16 protein-coding genes and 1 pseudogene are annotated in these 20,528 nt (G+C 60.0%); 13 read left to right on the forward strand and 4 right to left on the reverse strand.

Translation table 11 applies throughout. From position 1 onward, the window contains the following. The first annotated feature begins 54 nt into the window (after positions 1-54). From betA to yccS, 10 genes are all read left to right on the forward strand, one after another. Positions 55-1,758 carry a choline dehydrogenase gene (gene betA, locus JBO08_RS11755; protein ID WP_065871880.1) on the forward strand — a complete coding sequence of 568 codons (1,704 nt, stop codon included), beginning with the start codon at positions 55-57 and terminating at the stop codon, positions 1,756-1,758. A gap of 180 nt (positions 1,759-1,938) precedes the next feature. Further along, positions 1,939-3,381, forward strand: coding sequence for a TldD/PmbA family protein (locus tag JBO08_RS11760; RefSeq protein ID WP_065871881.1), 1,443 nt, complete (start codon positions 1,939-1,941; stop codon positions 3,379-3,381). Continuing rightward, positions 3,381-4,697, forward strand: a complete 1,317-nt coding sequence (locus JBO08_RS11765) for a TldD/PmbA family protein (protein ID WP_065871882.1) — start codon at positions 3,381-3,383, stop codon at positions 4,695-4,697. Before JBO08_RS11760 ends, JBO08_RS11765 begins: the two co-directional genes overlap by 1 nt. Before the next feature lie 278 nt (positions 4,698-4,975). Then, positions 4,976-6,388: a hypothetical protein gene (locus JBO08_RS11770; protein WP_220074735.1), complete on the forward strand. Its 1,413-nt coding sequence runs from the start codon at positions 4,976-4,978 to the stop codon at positions 6,386-6,388. A gap of 54 nt (positions 6,389-6,442) precedes the next feature. Further along, entirely contained in the window at positions 6,443-7,174 is a 732-nt protein-coding gene (locus JBO08_RS11775; RefSeq protein ID WP_065871884.1) for a hypothetical protein, read from the forward strand. A gap of 210 nt (positions 7,175-7,384) precedes the next feature. Continuing rightward, positions 7,385-8,233, forward strand: coding sequence for an alpha/beta fold hydrolase (locus tag JBO08_RS11780; RefSeq protein ID WP_065871885.1), 849 nt, complete (start codon positions 7,385-7,387; stop codon positions 8,231-8,233). 35 nt (positions 8,234-8,268) lie between these two features. Next, positions 8,269-9,696 carry a multidrug transporter subunit MdtD gene (mdtD, locus tag JBO08_RS11785; protein WP_065871886.1) on the forward strand — a complete coding sequence of 476 codons (1,428 nt, stop codon included), beginning with the start codon at positions 8,269-8,271 and terminating at the stop codon, positions 9,694-9,696. Between the two features lie 130 nt (positions 9,697-9,826). After that, entirely contained in the window at positions 9,827-11,164 is a 1,338-nt protein-coding gene (dbpA, locus tag JBO08_RS11790) for an ATP-dependent RNA helicase DbpA (protein ID WP_231982804.1), read from the forward strand. Between the two features lie 158 nt (positions 11,165-11,322). Then, entirely contained in the window at positions 11,323-12,501 is a 1,179-nt protein-coding gene (locus JBO08_RS11795; RefSeq protein WP_065871887.1) for an NAD(P)/FAD-dependent oxidoreductase, read from the forward strand. Positions 12,502-12,631: 130 nt separating this feature from the next. Continuing rightward, a complete protein-coding gene (gene yccS / locus JBO08_RS11800) occupies positions 12,632-14,815 on the forward strand; it encodes a YccS family putative transporter (protein ID WP_065871888.1) in 2,184 nt (727 codons plus the stop codon). A 32-nt stretch (positions 14,816-14,847) separates the two neighbouring features. Here yccS and JBO08_RS11805 read toward each other — a convergent pair whose 3' ends face one another. Then, positions 14,848-15,585, reverse strand: coding sequence for an ABC transporter substrate-binding protein (locus JBO08_RS11805; protein ID WP_065871889.1), 738 nt, complete (start codon positions 15,583-15,585; stop codon positions 14,848-14,850). 200 nt (positions 15,586-15,785) lie between these two features. Between JBO08_RS11805 and JBO08_RS11810 the strand changes: the two genes are divergently transcribed. Beyond that, positions 15,786-16,238 carry a GNAT family N-acetyltransferase gene (locus JBO08_RS11810; RefSeq protein ID WP_065871890.1) on the forward strand — a complete coding sequence of 151 codons (453 nt, stop codon included), beginning with the start codon at positions 15,786-15,788 and terminating at the stop codon, positions 16,236-16,238. A 106-nt stretch (positions 16,239-16,344) separates the two neighbouring features. On the opposite strand, the gene JBO08_RS11815 is transcribed toward JBO08_RS11810, so the two are convergent. Genes JBO08_RS11815 through JBO08_RS11825 form a run of 3 tightly spaced genes read right to left on the reverse strand, consistent with a single transcriptional unit; the run spans position 16,345 to position 19,309 of the window. Next, on the reverse strand, positions 16,345-16,641 hold the full coding sequence (locus JBO08_RS11815; RefSeq protein ID WP_065909968.1) for a helix-turn-helix domain-containing protein: 297 nt from the start codon (positions 16,639-16,641) through the stop codon (positions 16,345-16,347). Positions 16,642-16,660: 19 nt separating this feature from the next. Beyond that, a complete protein-coding gene (locus tag JBO08_RS11820; RefSeq protein WP_065871892.1) occupies positions 16,661-17,161 on the reverse strand; it encodes a M48 family metallopeptidase in 501 nt (166 codons plus the stop codon). Positions 17,162-17,203: 42 nt separating this feature from the next. Then, positions 17,204-19,309 (reverse strand): bifunctional diguanylate cyclase/phosphodiesterase, encoded by a 2,106-nt coding sequence (locus tag JBO08_RS11825; RefSeq protein WP_065880168.1) that lies wholly within the window; start codon positions 19,307-19,309, stop codon positions 17,204-17,206. A gap of 312 nt (positions 19,310-19,621) precedes the next feature. Here JBO08_RS11825 and JBO08_RS11830 point away from each other — a divergent pair, with 312 nt between their 5' ends. Further along, entirely contained in the window at positions 19,622-20,287 is a 666-nt protein-coding gene (locus tag JBO08_RS11830) for a polysaccharide lyase family 7 protein (RefSeq protein ID WP_065871894.1), read from the forward strand. Positions 20,288-20,375: 88 nt separating this feature from the next. Beyond that, positions 20,376-20,495: pseudogene (locus tag JBO08_RS11835) on the forward strand (fructose-bisphosphate aldolase); the annotation flags it as partial. Positions 20,496-20,528 lie beyond the last annotated feature (33 nt).

Genomic DNA, 20,528 nt, shown 5'->3' on the forward strand with positions numbered 1-20,528 from the left:
GCGATGAGTGCGAAGCCCTCGCCTCTCCTGACCATCTCAATAGAGGGTGCATTTATGTCCCAAGAATACGATTACATCATTGTAGGTGCCGGTTCCGCCGGTAACACCCTGGCGACCCGTCTGACCGAAGACGAAGGCGTCACCGTTCTGCTGCTGGAAGCCGGCGGCCCCGACTACCGTCTTGACTTCCGTACCCAGATGCCAGCCGCCCTGGCCTTCCCGCTGCAAGGCCGCCGCTACAACTGGGCCTACGAGACCGATCCAGAGCCACACATGGACGGCCGTCGCATGGAATGCGGTCGCGGTAAGGGACTGGGTGGTTCTTCGCTGATCAACGGCATGTGCTACATCCGTGGTAACGCCATGGACTACGACAACTGGTCGAAACTGCCAGGTCTGGAAGACTGGACGTACCTGGACTGCCTGCCGTATTTCCGCAAAGCCGAAACCCGTGACATCGGCCCGAACGACTGGCACGGCGGCGATGGCCCGGTCAGCGTGACCACCCCTAAAGCCGGCAACAACCCGCTGTTCCACGCGATGGTTGAGGCTGGCGTACAAGCCGGTTACCCGCGTACCGAAGACTTGAACGGCTACCAGCAAGAAGGCTTTGGTCCGATGGACCGTACCGTGACGCCTAACGGTCGTCGCGCCAGCACCGCGCGCGGTTACCTGGACACGGCTAAAAAGCGTTCGACCCTGACCATCGTCACCCACGCCCTCACCGACAAAGTGTTGTTTGAAGGCAAGCGTGCGGTTGGCGTGCGTTACCTGATCGGCGCAGCCGAAGAGCGCGTTGAAGCCCGCGCTCGCAAGGAAGTGCTGGTGTGCAGCGGCGCAATCGCTTCGCCGCAACTGCTGCAACGCTCCGGCGTTGGCCCGGCCAAACTGCTGGAAAGCCTCGACATCCCGGTGGTACACGACCTGCCGGGCGTCGGCGAAAACCTGCAGGACCACCTTGAGCTGTACCTGCAATATGCGTGCACCCAACCGGTGTCGCTGTACCCGTCGCTGCTCTGGTACAACCAGCCGGCGATCGGTGCCGAATGGCTGTTCAACGGTACCGGCATCGGCGCCAGCAACCAGTTCGAAGCAGGCGGATTCATCCGTTCACGCCCGGAATTCGAATGGCCGAACATCCAGTACCACTTCCTGCCGGTCGCGATTAACTACAACGGCAGCAACGGCGTAAAAGAACACGGTTTCCAAGCGCACATGGGTTCCATGCGTTCGCCAAGCCGCGGCCGCATCCAGTTGAAGTCGAAGAACCCACGGGACTACCCGAGCATCCTCTTCAACTACATGGCTACCGAGCAGGACTGGCAGGAATTCCGCGACGGCATCCGCCTGACCCGTGAAATCATGCAACAGCCGGCGCTGGACCCGTACCGTGGCCGCGAAATCAGCCCGGGCATCGACGTGCAAACCGATGAGCAACTGGACAAGTTCATCCGCGAGCACGCCGAAACCGCGTTCCACCCGTCCTGCTCGTGCAAGATGGGCACCGACGAGATGGCTGTAGTGGATGGCGAAGGCCGCGTGCATGGCATGCAGGGTCTGCGTGTGGTCGATGCGTCGATCATGCCGATCATCACCACCGGCAACCTGAACGCGCCGACGATCATGATCGCCGAGAAAATCGCCGACAAGATCCGTGGCCGCCAGCCGCTGCCGCGCAGCACCGCCGACTACTACGTGGCAGGCGATGCGCCGGTGCGTGGCAAGCCGATGCGTGAAGTGGGCCCGACTGCGCAGTAACTGATACACCGCGGTGCTCCCTTCGCGAGCAAGCCCGCGCCCACATTTGATCGGGTTCACACGGTCAAAATGTGGGAGCGGGCTTGCTCGCGAAGGGGCCCGACCATTCACTGCAAAACCTCTCCTTGATCAGCTACTCTGTCTGCCTGCCCGCGACGAGCCGCCCACAAGGAAGGCCCCATGTTCGACCACCACGCCACACTCAAACAGCATTTCAGTGCCCTGCGCACCACCGCCGAATTTTTCTCCCTGCGTTACGTGCGCGAGTCCGGCCACTACCTGGCCGTACGCAAGAACGTCGCCGAACCACCCCACCTGAACCACGACGAAGGCGCCATGCTCACCGTGCGTCTCAATGGCGTGGAAGCCTACGCCGCGACCCACGACATTTCCCTGCCTGGCCTGCAAGCCGCCCTTGCGCGTGCCGAACAGCAAGCCCGGTTGATCAAGCCCCACGCGCTGCTCGACCTGCGCGACCAGCACGTCTCCAGCGATGTGGCGGACTACCTGTCCCCCGACCTTGACCAACCCTTCCCGTCCTTGAGCGACTGTTACCAACTGCTGGGTGACGAATCCGCCGCCGTGCCCAAGGACGAGCGCCTGGTGAACTGGGAAGTCAGCCTCGGCCTGACCCACGTCGAGCAGATCTACCTCAACAACGCGGGCGCCGAACTGCGTCAGGCCCAGCGCTTCGTGTTCCCCGGCGTCAACGTCACGGCCTATGACGGCAATGACAGCCAGAGCCGCACCCTGGGCGGCAGCAACTTCGGCCAACAAGGCGGCTTTGAGGTGATCAGCCGCTTCGGCCTGATCGGTGCCGCGCCACGCATCGCCGACGAAGCCCTGCAACTGCTGCTCGCACCGAACACCCCCAACGGCCCGCGCGACCTGCTGCTGATGCCCGATCAGATGATCCTGCAGATCCACGAATCCATCGGCCACCCGCTGGAGCTGGACCGCATTCTGGGGGACGAGCGCAATTACGCCGGCACCAGTTTTGTGAAGGCCAGCGACTTCGGCCATCTGCAATACGGCTCCAAATTGCTCAATGTAACGTTCGACCCAGACATCCCCGAGCAACTCGCCAGCTACCGCCATGACGACGACGGCACCCGCGCCAGCAAGCAGTTCCTGATCCGCGAAGGGCGGTTGCTCAAACCGCTGGGCGGGGCGCTGTCGCAATACCGCTCCGGCATGCCAGGCGTGGCCAACAGCCGGGCCAGCAGTTGGAACCGTGCACCCATCGACCGCATGGCCAACCTCAACATCGAAGCTGGCGACAAGAGCCTTGCACAACTAATCGGCGGCATAGAAAACGGCATCCTGATGTCGACCAACCGTTCATGGTCCATCGACGATGCGCGCAATAAATTCCAGTTCGGCTGTGAATGGGGCCAGTTGATCGAAAACGGTGAGCTGAAAGGTGTGGTGAAGAACCCCAACTACCGGGCTATTTCCGCACACTTCTGGCGCAATCTCAGTGCGGTTGGCGATGCCAGCACCTTCAAGGTCCTGGGCACACCGAACTGCGGCAAAGGCGAACCTAACCAGGTGATCCGCGTCGGCCATGCGTCGCCCGCCTGCGTATTCAGTGATGTCGACGTATTTGGGGGAGACGCCTGATGAACAACTTCAAGGCATTGGTGGAGTGGCTCAAGCACGCCATCACCGATCGCGAACAATTCCACCTGGGCTATGCGGATGAAGCGTCCGAGTTCGTACGCTTCAACCACGCCAAGGTGCGCCAGGCCGGCCAGGTGCAACAGGCCAGCGTCAACCTGAAACTGATCAACGACGGCCGCCACGCCGACCTGGGCATCACCCTCGCCGGCGAGCCGGAGTTGGACCGCCAACGCTTGGCCGCTGGCCTGAAACAGCTGCGTGAAACCCTGCCGTTGCTGCCCCAGGATCCGTACCTGTTGCTGAACCACAACGCCTGGCAAAGCAACAACGCACACCCCCGACCGCTGCCGGCACTGGCTCAGGTACTGGAAGAGATCAGCCAGGCCGCGCAAGGCGTCGACCTGGTCGGTTTCTATGCGGCGGGCCCCATCAGCCGAGGCTTCGCCAGTTCGTCGGGCGCCTTCGGCTGGCACCAGGCCAATAGTTTCAACTTCGATTTCAGCCTGTTCCACGCCAATGGCGAAGCGGTGAAAGCCAGCTACGCCGGACACACCTGGGACAGCGCCGAGTTTGCCGCGCGCTTCCAGCAGGCCCGCGAACAGCTTGAGTTCCTCGGCCGCCCACTGCACAAGCTGGCACCTGGACAATACCGCGCTTACCTCGCCCCGGCGGCGATTGAAGAAATCATCAGCCTCATCACCTGGGGCGGGTTTTCCGCCCAGGCCATCGCCAGCAAGGGCAGCTCGCTGCAAAAGCTGTATGCCGGCGAACAGTCCCTGAGCCCGCTGGTGACGGTGGCTGAACAGATCAGCGGTTCCCTGAGCCAGGCGTTTTCCACCGAAGGTTACCCACGCGGCGATGTCACGCTGATCAAGGCGGGGAAAGCCGATGGCCAACTGGTCAACTCACGCAGCGCTGCCGAATACGGCTTGAGCACCAATGGCGCGAGCAGTGATGAATCGCCCAGCGCCTTGCAGATGGCTGCCGGTAGCCTGGCCCAGGCCGATATTCTCAAGCAGTTGGGCACCGGGCTGTACATCAGCAACCTGTGGTACCTGAACTACTCGGACCTGCCGGCGGCACGCCTGACCGGCATGACGCGCTTCGCCACCTTCTGGGTGGAAGACGGCGAGATCAAGGCGCCGGTCAGCACCATGCGCTTTGATGACAGCGTCTACAACCTGCTCGGCTCGCAGTTGGAAGCCCTGACCGCCGATCGGGAACTGCTGTTGTCGGCCAGCACCTATGGCCAGCGCAACACCGCTTCCAATCTGCTGCCGGGCGCCCTGATCAAACGCTTGACCCTGACCCTCTAGACCCATCCCTTGCAGGAACCGGCATCCCGGCTCCTGCAAGGGATTTCTCCTGCATCGAGATATAGGCAAACACCCCTGCATCTCGGAACAGTCTTATTTCAAAATATCCGATCATTCACCTCCGGTAACGCATCACCTCACAGGCAACCGGAACGCATCACTGCCACTGGCCACTGACTGAGCGTCACTCCATCGGTCAGAGAACGCCCATGCACTTAGGAATATCACCGCTCTTCAGCGGCTACTCGTCACAACCCAGTCGCTTTCAGCACGCTCCCATGACTTATCAGCGTTACGCGTCAACTTCAGACACGTCACGGTTTCCGCCAGCGGAAAAAACATTCTTTTCTGATAAAGGCAAACATCAGCCACCCGATGACCTCTGGTCAGGGTTGTATGCAACGTATGAGCATTATCCCTTTATGGGCGCTGACGACCACGATGATTGGGTGGCGGGAATCAAAGCCGCCATGTCGGGACTCGGCCAAAGCCCGTTGAGTGTCTTCGATGAAGTAGCCGCCACCGGACAGGGTTACAACATCACCATGAAGGATGGCTTCAAACTGCATATCTCCCACAAAGAGTTAACGCAGGCAGGAGACTATGCGAAGTTCTCAGGCAATGACGCGGGGATGGTAAAAGACGCACGCTTTATGTTTGCAGTCATGATTAAGCGCAAACACGTCGAAGCCGAACTCGATCAGGAAAAAATTGGCTATCGCATCGACCTGCATAAAAAGAGTTTCGGGGCGACGCTGCAAGCAGCCGACGACGGCATCGGCGGGCATGCGGCCCTGACACTGTTGGGACTCGGCTACCAGCTGCAACACGTGTGGTCTCAGACCGCTGGAAACCAGGTCGCCGTGCCGGCCATGAAAGTGTTCGGGCATAAGCGCGGCATGATAAAGGACGGCGCCATGGAATCGTACGGGCATAAGCAGCCGGTGCCCAAATGGATAGAGAGTTTCATAGTACTCAAGGAGCCGCCCCGCTCACCGCCGCCCCTGGCTCCCACTGCCGCCGTTAAACCGTTCACCTTCGAGCTGGATCCTGAGCCCGATGCCGAGGTTGAGACCGCCAAGGCGCTTCCTGACCTGTCTTCAAAAAGGAACGGACAGAAACCCGATGACCCCTTGCTGGGGTTCCACACACAAAGGCCTTATGGCTTCCAAGGCGAGACAGCCACTCATGCCGATGTCATCAAGCTACTGATGTCCCGATTCGGGCAAAGCCCGACCGATGTCTTTTCACGCGTGACGTTCACAGACAATAGTTACCAGGTCACTTTCAGGGATGGATTTGAACTGCAGCTCTCCCGCGCGGAACTGGAACTTGCCAGTGAGCAGTCGTTATTCCTGGGTAAGGACGAAGGGCTGCTCAAGGATGCACATTTCATCTTCGCTGCGTATATCAAGCGCCAACAACTTCAACCGCCCCGCCCTTCCTTCGGGCTCAGTTTCGAGGCAGCACTGGAGGGCAACCTTCACGGTCGTACCGTCAAAAACATTCTGGAAGGCATGGGCGTCACTCGCTCCATTAAATACGTAGAGCGGGCGGGTGATGCAGAGGGCCTGGTGTTGATGATTGGAAGCAACGCCGGCGGGTTATTCCAGGACGGCCTATTGGCCAAAGAAGGGAAAATACTGCCCGAGCAAGGTGCAACCCAAACACATGGGTACCAACTCGTGTAATCAACGGTTATGCCAAGGTCTCTCAATCCAACATCATTCATGGGCCACTCACTTATGCAGCTCAACATCGCTTCGCCTGTTAACTCAAACTTCGCCATCCCCTACGACAATAGTCGCGTCAATAACCGCCACATGAACAACGGTCAGTACGAGGCTTATTACACTCAAGGAGATGAAAACCCAGCCATCCCACCCCGCTCCGTGACCGATTCGGGTATTCGACCCAAAAATATATGGGGCGACTTCTTTCAAGTCGCCGAGGGAAATTGTGTCACCGTCTCTGCTATCAAAGCGGCAATGGTCAAGTTCGGCAGTCACCCGAGGGGGATTTTCAACCAGGTGACAAAGACCCCTGCAGGCTACGAGATCTTGATGAAAGACAACGTCAGTGTCTCCCTCACCCATGAAGAGCTTAGGCAGGCAGGAGACAAAGCAGGATTCCTCGGCAGGGGCACGGTCTTGCAGCATGCGATTTTTTTGTATGCCGCCAGCGCAAAGCGCGCCCAGCTCGAAAATAATGACGGCCGGGCCGTGCGCAGTTTTGACGCCGCGATGCAGACACTCAACGACGGTGAACACCCTGGCGAAGCGTTAACGCGCCTGGGGCTCAAGCAGCACTTTCGCCGGGGCACGGTGGAGGCATTGAAAAACGGTGCAATCGGCACGCTCGCCGACGCCAGGCATTCGGTTGCCGTCGTTGATGGTCATATGGATCTGTGGGGCATTAGGAGACGACTTGCCAACTCGGATTGGGAAAGCGCCCCGGTTGCATTGATCCTGGTTTGAATATCCCCGCTTGCCTGCTGGGGCGTTGTGTCCGACAGGTAATTTCCTTGCGCCTGGAAGAACCGTCTCATCCTCCGAAAATTGGCCGCTTGCCCGGTTGTTCGCCTCCAGATTCCCCGTTATAACGGTTGGTGGCATCCCGCCAACCACCCCACGTGCCCGCACGTGATGCATGACCTTGCCTGGTAAACGGCAAGCTGGAGCGTTGACATGAACCATGGAAGTTTTGTCATTGAAAAGCTGTTCAAGCACTACAACGTTCATGTTGAGCAGCTAGGAAACGATTCGGAAAAGAAGACCGTACTGATGGTAAACGGTGCGCTGTCCACCACGCGCTCATTTGCGCGCACCAGCAAATGCCTGGCGGAACACTTCAATGTGTTGCTGTTCGACTTGCCATTCTCCGGCTACTCACGCGAGCACAACACTGACCTCGACCTGGTGACCAAGGACGACGAGGTGCAAATCCTGCGCGCCCTGGTCGAGCGCTTCCAGGTCAACCATCTGGTGTCGGCCTCGTGGGGCGGTATCTCCACGCTGCTGACCCTGGCGCACAACCCACCCTCCATCGAAAGCTCGGTAGTGATGGCCCTGGCGCCCAACCTCAACCAAGCCATGCTCGACTATGTGGAGCGTGTACGCGTACTGATCGAGGCCGACGACAAGTCTGCCGTCGGCCACTTGCTCAATGAAACCGTGGGCAAATACCTGTCACCTCGGCTCAAGCGCAACAACCATCGGCACCTGTCGAGCATGGCGACCACCGAATATCGCCAGGCGCGTTTTCATATCCACCAGGTACTGGCTTTGGGTGATGGCAACTACCTGCCGGCACTCAAGCAGATTGAAACACCGGTGCACTTCCTCAACGGCGCGCTGGACGAATACACCCCCGCCGCCGAGGCGCAGCTATTCAAGCACTACGTGGGGCGCAGCAGCTTTGCTGTGGCCGAACATACTGGGCATTTGCTCGACCTCGAGTCCAGCGAAGCCGCCGTGGCGGTGCACCGCGAACTGCTGGATTTCCTGGTGGGAAAAGGAGCGACGGATGGCGCATAATCGCCAACACATAGCCTGCTAACAAAAGGTTTTCCATGCCCAACCGCGTTCCGCTTGATGCCAAGACCGCCCGCTGGCTGCCGTGGGTAGTAGCGATTGCCTTCTTCATGCAGTCGCTGGACGGGACGATCCTGAACACCGCACTGCCGGCCATGGCCCGGGACCTCGCGGAAAACCCGCTGCGCATGCAAGGGGTGGTGATCGCCTACATGCTCACCGTCGCCTTGCTGATCCCGGCCTCGGGCTGGATCGCCGACCGCTTCGGCACCAAGAAAATCTTCTTCGGCGCAATCATGCTGTTCAGCATTGGCTCGCTGCTGTGCGCCTTGTCCAGCAGCTTGAGCATGCTGGTGGGCGCACGGGTGATCCAGGGGTTGGGCGGTGCGCTGATGCTGCCGGTGGGACGGTTGGTGGTGTTACGCGCGTACCCCCGCTCCGAACTGGTACGTATTATGGGCTTCATTACCATCCCCGGGCTGCTCGGCCCGTTGCTCGGGCCGACCATGGGCGGCTGGATGGTGCAATACCTGACCTGGCACTGGATCTTCTTGATCAACTTGCCGGTGGGCATGATCGGCTGCTACGCCGTGTGGAAATTTATCCCCGACCTGCGCGGCAGTGAGCGCACGCGATTCGATGGGATCGGCTTCCTGTTGTTTGGCGCCGCGATGGTGCTGATCACCATCGCCATGGAAGGCCTGGGCGAATTGCACCTGCCGCACCTGCGCGTGATGTTGCTGCTGTTCGGCGGGTTTGCCTGCCTCGCGGCGTATTGGCTACGCGCCGGGCATATCGATAACCCGTTGTTTTCGCCGGTGCTGTTCAAGACCCGTACCTTTGCCGTGGGCATTCTCGGTAACCTGTTTGCGCGCCTGGGCAGCGGCGCCCTGCCGTTCCTGGTGCCGCTGTTGTTGCAGGTGGCGCTGGGTTATTCACCGTCGGAAGCCGGGATGAGCATGCTGCCCCTGGCGGCGGCGGCGATGTTTGCCAAGTCCGTCGCAAGGCCGCTGATCGAACGCCTGGGCTACCGCATCGTGCTGACCGGCAACACCCTGGCGCTAGGCATCATGCTGGCGAGCATGGGGCTGGTCACTGAAAACACGCCGTACCCGCTGCTGCTGGGGATGCTGGCGGTACTGGGGGCGATCAACTCCCTGCAATTCACCGCAATGAACACCGTCACGTTGATCGACCTTGATGACGCCCAGGCCAGCAGCGGCAACAGTTTGCTGTCGGTGGTGGCGCAACTGTCGCTCAGCCTCGGGGTGGCGTGCGCCGGTGCATTGCTGGGTGGGTTTACGGCCGAAACCGGCAACGATGGTGTGGAAAGCGTACTCGGCGCCTTCCAGCTGACCTTCCTCACCGTGGGCATCATGGCGATGCTGGCGGCGGCGATCTTCCTGCAATTGTCGCCAAAAGACGGCAAACGTGTGGCCAGCCCGGAGCAGCACATCGAGCATTAACAGGCTTCTCGTCTAGAACTTGCAGGGAAATTCCCACGAGGCTGGTACACTGCGCGACATTTTGTTTTGCAGAGCCAGTCCCGTGACTACCATCGCCACCGCTTTTAATACTTTGCCCCTGTCCGCCGCCATGCTGGCTAACCTCGACTCGCTGGGTTATGTCGAGATGACGCAGATCCAGGCGCAAAGCTTGCCGGTGATCCTCAAAGGGCTGGACCTGATTGCCCAGGCCAAGACCGGCAGCGGCAAGACCGCCGCGTTCGGCATCGGCCTGTTGAACCCGATCAACCCGCGCTACTTCGGCTGCCAGGCGCTGGTGATGTGCCCGACCCGTGAGCTGGCCGACCAGGTCGCCAAGGAAATCCGTCGCCTGGCCCGTGCCGAAGACAACATCAAGGTGCTGACCCTGTGCGGCGGCGTGTCCCTCGGCCCACAGATCGCTTCCCTGGAACACGGCGCCCACGTCATCGTCGGCACCCCGGGCCGTATCCAGCAGCACCTGCGCAAGGGTTCGCTGGTACTCGACGGCCTGAACACGCTGATCCTCGACGAAGCCGACCGCATGCTCGACATGGGCTTCTACGACGCCATCGAAGACATCATCAGCAAGACCCCGCCGCGCCGCCAGACCCTGCTGTTCTCGGCCACCTATCCCGTGAGCATCAAGCAGTTGGCCTCGAAATTCATGCGCGCGCCGCAGCAAGTGAAGGCCGAAGCCTTCCACTCCGACGACCAGATCGAGCAGCGTTTCTACGAGATCTCGCCGGAAGAGCGCATGGACGCCGTGACCAAGGTACTGGCGCACTTCCGCCCGGCATCGTGCGTGGCGTTCTGCTTTACCAAGCAGCAAGTGCAGGAAACCGTGGATCACCTGACGTCCAAGGGCATTTCCGCCGTTGGCCTGCATGGCGACCTGGAACAGCGCGACCGTGACCAGGTGCTGGCGATGTTCGCCAACCGCAGTACCTCGGTGCTCGTTGCCACCGACGTGGCCGCCCGTGGCCTGGACATTGACTCGCTGGACATGGTGATCAACGTCGAACTGGCCCGCGACTCGGAAATCCACATCCACCGCGTCGGCCGTACCGGGCGCGCCGGTGAGACCGGCATCGCGATCAGCCTGGTGGCACCGTCCGAAGCGCACCGCGCCCAAGCGATCGAGCAGTTGCAGAAGTCGCCGTTGAACTGGGACCAACTGGACAACCTCAAGCCGCAAAGCGGTGGTCCGTTGCTGCCGGTGATGAGCACCCTGTGCATTGCTGCCGGGCGCAAAGACAAGGTTCGCCCAGGCGACATCCTCGGCGCGCTGACCGGTGATGCTGGCATTCCGGGGGCCCAGGTTGGCAAGATCGCGATCTTTGATTTCCAGGCATTCGTGGCCGTGGAGCGCGGGATCGCCAAGCAGGCATTGCAGCGTTTGAATGACGGCAAGATCAAAGGCCGTTCGTTGCGCGTGCGGATCCTGTAAAGCTCTCAAGCTATATAGAGATCAAAATGTGGGAGCTGGCTTGCCTGCGATAGCGGTGGCACATTCACTGAATAGGTTGAATGGGCCGCCCTCATCTCAGGCAAGCCAGCTCCCACATTTGATTGCATTTCAGATCGATATTTTGTGAGGACATTGCTGTGCGCTCGACCGAAGTTGTGATCATTGGCGCCGGCGCCGCAGGCTTGATGTGCGCACTGACCGCCGCCGGGCGTGGGCGCAAGGTGATGCTGATCGACCATGCAAACAAGGCCGGCAAGAAGATCCTGATGTCCGGCGGTGGCCGCTGCAATTTCACCAATATGTACACCGAGCCGGCCAATTTCCTTTCGCACAACGCGCACTTCTGCAAGTCCGCCCTGGCGCGCTATACCCAGTGGGATTTTATCGGCCTGGTGGCCAAGCACGGCGTGCCGTACCACGAGAAAAAGCTCGGCCAGCTGTTCTGCGATAACAAATCCAGCGACATCCTCGGCATGCTGCTCGACGAGTGCATCCAGACGGGCGTGGAGATGCACCTGGACACCTCGATCCAGGAGATCGCCAAAGTCGACAGTGGTTACCAGTTGCAGACCACGCTGGGTGAGCTGCGCTGCGAGTCGTTGGTGATTGCCACGGGCGGCTTGTCGATTCCAACCCTCGGCGCGACCGGCTTCGGCTATCAAGTCGCCAAACAATTCGGTCATGAGCTGCTACCAACCCGCGCCGGGCTGGTGCCGTTCACCATCACCGACCAGCTCAAGGACTTGTGTGCAGAGCTGTCTGGCACCTCGGTGGATTGCCTGGTCAGCTGCAACGACCAGAGCTTTCGCGAGAACATCCTGTTTACCCACCGCGGCCTGAGCGGGCCGGCGATTTTGCAAATTTCCTCGTACTGGGAGTCCGGCGACACGGTGGAGATCAACCTGCTGCCCGACCACGACGCCCACAGCTGGCTGCAACAGCAACAGACCGAGCGCCCTAACAGCGAGCTGAAAACCCTGCTGGGTGAGATCTTCACCAAGAAGATGGCCAACCTGCTGGCGGAAACCTGGTTTGTGTCCAAGCCGATGAAGCAGTACACCCATGCCGAGATTGCCGATATCGCGCAAAAGCTTGGCAGTTGGCAACTGGTGCCGGCGGGCACCGAGGGCTATCGCACCGCCGAGGTGACGCTGGGTGGGGTGGATACGCGGGAAGTGTCTTCCAAGACCATGGAGTCGCTGAAAAGCCCTGGTTTGTACTTTATTGGTGAAGTGTTGGATGTAACCGGTCACCTGGGTGGCTTTAACTTCCAATGGGCGTGGGCCTCAGGTTACGCGGCCGCACAGTACGCCTGACGAAAGGATGTACTCGGTCAAAATGGGGTGTGGCTGGAATAAATTTTGCTGTTAGATGTGATCGCTACGCTTGCCGTGGCGTCCTTGATAGCTCAATTTAACGGCATCGTCCCGGAAGACTCCAGACTTCATGTCATCGACCTCGTTCAAGCAGTCCATGCGGCGCCTGTGGGCGCTGGATAAATTCAGCTACAGCATTCGGGTGTTCATCGCCCTCACCGGCAGCATGGCGTTGTGCTGGTACCAAGATGAAATGACGCTGCTGATCCCGCTGTTCCTGGGGATTATCGCCAGTGCACTGGCCGAGACCGATGACAGTTGGCAGGGCCGCCTCAACGCCCTGGCAGTCACGCTGGTGTGTTTCAGCATCGCCGCACTGTCGGTGGAGCTGCTGTTCCCTTATCCCTGGATCTTCGCGATCTCCCTGGCACTGGCCACCTTCTGCCTGACCATGCTCGGCGCCTTGGGCGAACGTTATGGCGCGATTGCCTCGGCGACATTGATTCTGTCGGTGTACACCATGATCGGTGTGGACCAGCGCGGTGGCGCCGTCTCGGACTTTTGGCATGAGCCGCTGCTGTTGGTGGCCGGCGCCGCCTGGTACGGCGTGCTGTCAGTCCTGTGGCAGGCGCTGTTTTCCAACCAGCCGGTGCAGCAGAGCCTGGCGCGGTTGTTTCGCGAACTGGGGCGTTACCTCAAGCTCAAGTCGTCACTGTTTGAACCGATTCGCCAGTTGGATGTAGAGGCGCGACGCCTGGAACTGGCCCAGCAAAACGGCCGGGTGGTGGCGGCGCTCAATGCGGCGAAGGAAATCATCCTGCACCGCGTGGGCAATGGCCGCCCAGGCTCGAAAGTCAGCCGTTACCTGAAGCTGTACTTCCTCGCCCAGGACATCCACGAACGCGCCAGCTCATCCCACTACCCTTACAACGCGCTGGCCGAAGCCTTCTTCCACAGTGACGTGCTGTTCCGTTGCCAGCGCCTGCTGCGTCAACAGGGCAAGGCCTGCCAGGCCCTCGCCGAGTCGATCCAACTGCGCCAGCCGTTCATCTATGACGACAGCTTCGCCGAAGCGCTGGGCGACTTGAATGCGTCCCTGGAACACCTGCGCATCCAGAGCAACCCCGCCTGGCGCGGCCTGCTGCGGTCGTTGCGCGCCCTCGCGGCCAACCTGTCCACACTCGACCGCCTGCTGGGCGACGCCAGTAACCCCGACAGGCTGGCTGATGCCACCGACAGCAACCTGCTGGACCGTGCGCCGCGCAACCTCAAGGAAATGTGGACGCGGTTGCGCACCCAACTCACGCCAACATCACTGCTGTTCCGCCATGCCTTGCGCCTGTCCCTGGCGTTGACCATTGGCTACGGCACCCTGCATGCCATCCACGCTTCCCAGGGCTACTGGATCATCCTCACCACGCTGTTCGTGTGCCAGCCCAACTACGGCGCGACACGGCGCAAGCTCGGCCAACGGATCATCGGCACCGCCATCGGCCTCACTGTGGCCTGGGCACTGTTCGACCTGTTCCCGAGCCCCCTGGTGCAGTCGATGTTCGCCATCGCCGCCGGCCTGGTGTTCTTTATCAACCGTACGACCCGCTACACGCTGGCCACGGCCGCCATCACCCTGATGGTGCTGTTCTGCTTCAACCAGGTGGGTGATGGTTACGGGCTATTCCTGCCACGCCTGTTCGATACCTTGCTCGGCAGCTTGATTGCGGGCCTGGCGGTATTCCTGTTCCTGCCGGACTGGCAGGGCCGACGCCTGAACAAGGTGCTGGCCAACACCCTGACCTGCAACAGCATCTACCTGCGTCAGATCATGCAGCAATACGCCGCCGGCAAGAGCGACGACCTGGCCTACCGCCTGGCCCGTCGCAATGCGCACAACGCCGATGCGGCGCTGTCCACCACCTTGGCGAACATGCTGATGGAGCCTGGGCACTTCCGGAAGGAGGCGGACGTAGGATTCCGCTTCCTGGTGCTGTCGCACACCTTGCTCAGTTACTTGTCAGGGCTGGGTGCGCATCGCGAAACACAGTTGCCGGCCGAGGTGCGCGAGCATCTGATCGACGGCGCCGGCAATACCTTGGCGGCGAGCATCGATGAAATCGCTACAGGGCTGGCGAACAAACAGCCGATTGCGATTCAAAGCGATGCCGAGGAAGCGTTGGCGGCCGATCTGGAGCAGATGCCGGATGAGATTGATGAAGGGCAGCGGTTGGTGCAGACGCAGTTGGCGTTGATTTGTCGGCAGTTGGGGCCGCTGCGCACGTTGGCGGCGCATCTGATCAAAGATACCAGCGCGGTCTAAACCGCTTGCTCGCGAAGAGGCCCGCGGGAGCCCTACATCCCATGCTGCTTCATCAACCGCGCATAACTCCCATCCGCCTTCATCCTGGCAATTTCCCGATCAAAGCTGGCGACAATCTGCGCATGCTCAGGGTTTTTCAGGCTGACCAGAATATGCAGGCTGTTTTCACTTAGCGGCTTGGGTAAAAACTCCACCGCATCGCGCACCCGTGCCGACTCCCGGGAAAGGAAAAAACGCGCCACATATTCATCCTCCACCGTCATCCGAACCCGCTGCGCCGCGAGCATACGCACGGCCATGGCGAAGTTATGCACTGGGACTTTCTGCAACTGCGCATCCCCATCGAACGCCGCCGAATAGGCATACCCGCGCACCACAGCGATGGGATAGTCGTGCAGCTGCTCTAGGTTCTGGAAATCGATGGGGTCGTCCCGGCGCTTGATGAAACGCACGCGGTTGAGCAGGTACTCGCCGGAGAACTGCCCCAGTTGAGTGCGAGCATCGTCGTACCAGGCGTTGACCAGCACGTCGTAGCGCCCATCGCCCACGCCCATCAACGCACGGGCCCAGGGCACCTGTTCAAAATCACTGGCATAACCCGCACGGGCCAACGCGGTGCTGACGATATCGGTGGCAAGCCCGCCGTTGATCAATGTGGCGTCAGTAAAAGGTGGCCATGCATCCGCTACCAGGCGCAAACGCTGTGCAAATGCAGGCTGGGCCAGCAACAACACTCCAATCAAAGCAACGGCACGAGAGAATCGCGGCATGCTCAAGTCCTAGGCAGGCAGGCGGTGGCCTTAGCTCAGGCAGCGCCTGAGGTTCTAACAGTAGCTCAGATTACACAAAGAAACCGGTGCCGAGCGCACTCAATGATGGCAATTTGATTTCACTCACAAAAATAACGGATTTAGACACACACGGCGGTCGCGCTTACTATCCGGAACAGACATTTATAAGAGAACACGTCATGACAGTTGAATGGGTCTGCAAACATCACGACGACTTGGGCAAGGAGCAGCTTTACGCCATCTTGCGCTTGCGCAACGAGGTCTTTGTCGTGGAGCAAAAATGCCTTTACCAGGATCTTGACGGGCAGGACTTGTCGGGCGACACCCACCACCTGATGGCCTGGCAGGATGATCAACTCGTGGCGTACCTGCGCCTGCTGGACCCGGAGTCCCAGGGCGGCGATGTGGTGATCGGCCGAGTGATTGTGGCGCCCGTGGCGCGCGGCACCGGGCTGGGGCATCGGATGATGGAAGAGACGCTGGAGCGGATTGCCGATATATGGCCGCAGACGCCGATATTTCTGTCAGCCCAGGCGCATTTGCAGGGGTACTACGGGCGGTATGGGTTCGTGGTGGCGGGTGACGAATACCTTGAGGATGATATTCCACACATTGGTATGCGGCGCGCTTGAGGGCCTCATCGCAGGCAAGCCAGCTCCCACACTTGACTGTACTCACACGTCAAAAATGTGGGAGCGGGCTTGCCCGCGATAGCGTCAGCCCAGTCGCCGCCGACCTTCAGGGATAACCCAACACCTGCTTGATCACCGCCAGATTCTTCTCGATCCAAACCCGATCAATCGCCCCCCAGTTGCGAATCCGATAGTGCCCCGCATGATTGCGCGCACCGTCTTCCTGCTCGAACTCACACACGATATCCAGATCGGCCAACGCCGCAATCGTATCCTGCGCCGTGCGCCGGGGCATGCCGGTGGCGTCGGTCAGCGCCGGGACGTTGCTCGCCTGCCCACTGTCGATCAAGTAGGCCACATACAGGCGGCGGTAAAAGCTGCTCTTGGTCTTGCTCACATCCATGGTCGGTCACCTTGTGCGGTCAGGGTTTGCCCTGCAGGTCGCGGTACGTGAGGTAGACCCGCAGGTCGAATTCCACCTGATGGTAGCCCGGCATCATGTACTCACAGAGTTTGTAGAACGCCTTGTTGTGGTCCGATTCCTTGAAGTGGGCCAGTTCGTGCACCACGATCATGCGCAGGAACTCTGGCGCGGCCTCCTTGAACAGCGCGGCAATGCGGATCTCTTTCTTGGATTTCAGATTGCCGCCCTGTACCCGCGAGATCGTGGTGTGCAGGCCGAGGGCGCGGTGGGTCAGGTCCAGGCGGTTATCGAACAACACTTTGTCGATGGCCGGCGCATTACGCAGGTGTTCCTGCTTCAAGGCCAACGCGTACGCGTACAGGGCCTTGTCGCTCTGCACGGCGTGGCGTTCAGGGTAACGTTGCTCCAAGTAAGCACCCAACTGGTCCTTGGCGATCAGCTGGCGCACTTGCTCTTGGAGAGCTGTGGGATAAGCCTGGAGGTACTTCAGCGCGGTCATGGGGTCTGCAACAGGGTTCGGATGGGCGCCAGTGTAGCGAATTCAGCGCACGCGAGCGCGCGACCAGTTGGCGACTTCCTCGGCCATCAATGGCTGCGCCGCCAATGGGCCCTGGATAAACGTGCACCCATTGGCCTTGAGCCATTGAGCTTGTTCTTGGGTTTCTACGCCTTCGGCGATCACCAGTACATCGAAATGCCCGCATAGCTCGATAATGCTACGGGCCATCACCGCGTCCCGTGCGGAGCCCGGCAGGCGCGCGACCAATTGCGGGTCGAGCTTGAGGGTGTCGAACGCTAAATCGCGAAGATGCGCCAGGGAACAGTTGCCTAAACCAAAATCGTCCAGCGCAGTGCGCACACCGAGCTGGCGCAGCAACTTCAGTTGCTTGGTCGACTCTTCCAGGTTACTCATCAGGCTGTCTTCACTGATTTCCACCTCCAGCTGGCGCCCCTGCAACCCATGTCGTTCGAGTACCTGCTGCAGTTGGGTCGCCAGGTTGGGCATATTGAACTGGTTACTGCTCAGGCTCACGCTCAGCACCAGCTCATTATCAAAGCTGGCCTGCCATGCCTGAAGCTGGGCGGCGACCTGCTGGTAAATCCAGGCGCTCAGTTGGCTGATCAACCGCGCTTCTTCCAGCAATGGCAAGAACAACCCAGGCGGCACATCGCCAACACTCGGATGCTGCCAGCGCAACAGTGCTTCGACACCGCGCAAACGCCCGTCATCCAGGGACACCTGAGGCTGATACACCAAGATGAAATCCTTGTTGTGTATCGCCGTGCGCACGCTGTCTTCCAGCATCAGGCGCGAACGGGCGCGGCCATTCATTTCCTGGTCGTAATAGCGATATTGCTGACGGCCCGCACGCTTGGCCTCGTACATGGCGATGTCGGCGGCGCGCAGCAGGCCATTCAAGTCCGAGCCGCAATCCGGAAAAGTGGCGATACCAATACTGACGCCGAGCATCACTTCCAGGCCGTCCACCTGATGGCAGATCGACACACGCTCGATCAGTTTTTCCGCAATCTTCGCCGCCTGTTCTGGGAATTCCAGCTCCAGCAGCGCGGTAAATTCATCGCCGCCCATGCGCCCGAGAATGTCGTAGGAGCGCAGGCAACCTTGCAATTGCTCCGACACCCAACGCAGTACCCGGTCGCCTGCGTCATGCCCAAGGGAGTCGTTGACGCGTTTGAAGCCATCCAGGTCCAGGTACAGCAACACCAGGGCCTGGTCAGTTCGCTCGCTGCGCAGCAGGGTGTTCTCCACTGCCTGGTGGAAACCGCGCCGGTTCAGCAGCCCGGTCAACGGATCCGTAACTGCCTGGAACTCCAGTTGCTGATGCAGGTGGCGCACCTCGGACATGTCCAGCACCGTCACTACCATCGCCTTCTGCTCGGCGGGCAACGGCGCGCAAGACAACGCCACCGGCACCTGCTGGCCACGATTGGTACGCAGGAGCGCATCGTGCAGGCGCCAGGTGTCACTCTGGCAGTAAGCGGCATACATCAGCGAGTCCGGCCAGGTCTGAACATGAGGCTTTTGCAGGAACCCCAGGAATTCCTGGCCCTGCAGTTCGTCCATCGTGGCATTGAGCAAACGTGATATCGCCGGGTTGGCGTACTCGATCACGCCCTCCTCACTCACCACTAGGATGCCTTCGGCGGCGTTGTCCAACACCGAGGCATTAAAGGCGCGAGCGGACTCCAAATCATGACTCAGGCGCTGCAAGGCCCGGCGATTGCGCTGATGCTCCAGTAACGCCTGGACCTTGGGCTTGAGGATGTGCGGGTCAAAGGGTTTGAACAGGTAATCGATGGCGCCGATGGCGTAGCCTTCCTGCACGGCGGCAGGCGACTGGACGTTGGCGCTGAGGAAGATGATCGGCGTCATCCGCGTACGTTGGCTGCCGCGCATCAGGCGGGCCACTTCAAAGCCATCCATGCCGGGCATCATCACATCCAGCAACACCAGGTCGACTTCGTGCGCCAGCAACAACTCCAAGGCCTCTACGCCGGAGCTCGCAGTGACGACCTTCCAATCGTCACGCTGTAAAAGTGCACGCATGCTGATCAGGTTTTCCGGATAGTCATCGACCACCAAGAGAACCGAACTGCCATCGCCGTGGTGTGGAGCGCATTCCATGCTACGAATCTTCCTTAGGAGCTGCTCCGGTCACTTCTGGGAAAAAACCCGGACATACAATGAGGCCTCACTCTATCCCCGGTTCCGAAAAATCAGAAGTAACCGCAGTGCCATCATTGCGTCAAAGTTCAGGAAGCCGACTAACGGTCAGTGCCTGGAGGCCACGGCCCATGGGAAACATGGCTTTTTGGCATTCCCCTGGCGCCAATAATTTGCCAGCGTTTAATTAACAAGCGGGTGGCGACCGCCTATAAAGAACCTGTCTGGCCCAAGGGCCATAGCCTACACCCCTCTGTAAAAAGGCCTACGCCCATGATTGACCTTTCCACCTGGAACCTGAGCATCCCCGTCGGCTCCCCGCCCGCGACCATCGACACCCCCAAGCTGATGAGCGGCTTCAAAGACCAATACTTCCAGGCCGAAGGCAGCAACGTGCAATTCTGGACCCCCGTCACCGGCACCCGCACGGAAAACGCCGTGTACCCACGCAGCGAACTGCGCGAAACCTACGCCGACGGGCGTCTGCGCAACTGGACCTACCCGGATGCCGACAACTTTTTGCGTGCCACCCTGACGGTCAACCAAGTGCCCTCCACCGGCAAGGTCGTGATTGGGCAGATCCACGCCTATGACAGCCAGAAACCGTTGATCAAGCTGGAGTACCAATTCAAGGAGAAGACCCAGGCCGGCAACATCGTCGCCAAGGTGCGCATGCGCCCGGATGACGGTGAAGGTCGGGTGATTACCGTCGCGTCGAATGTGCCGCTGGAGAAGAGCTTTACCTATGTGATCAATCTCAACAAAGCCGGGCTGCTCAGTGTGTATGCGGCGGATGGAGAGTGGAATGAACGCATTGGTGCTGCGTGGGGGTCAAAGCCGTTGTACTTCAAGGCCGGGGCGTACGTACAGGACAACAGTGGGAATACCAAGGAAGGCGCGCGGGTGACGTTTGCTAAATTGGATATTGATCACGAGTAAGCATCGACTCCTGTCTTGCAGGCCTAGTCCTAACGAGCCCACAGATCATTCGCACGCTTGAATACGCCAATGATCCGTGTGGGAGGCGGACTTTGGCGAGCGCGACCTGAACAACGTAGCCAATACGGCGCGGATTCTGGTGCAGGACGTGAGTGATGCGTTTCGCGTAATCGAATACCGTGGTTTTGATAAGCCCACCGCAGCCTGATCAAATTCCAGGCAAAAAGAAGCCCGCATCACT

Source organism: Pseudomonas sp. LAP_36 (assembly GCF_019456785.1).
GTDB classification, from domain to species: Bacteria; Pseudomonadota; Gammaproteobacteria; order Pseudomonadales; family Pseudomonadaceae; genus Aquipseudomonas; species Aquipseudomonas tritici.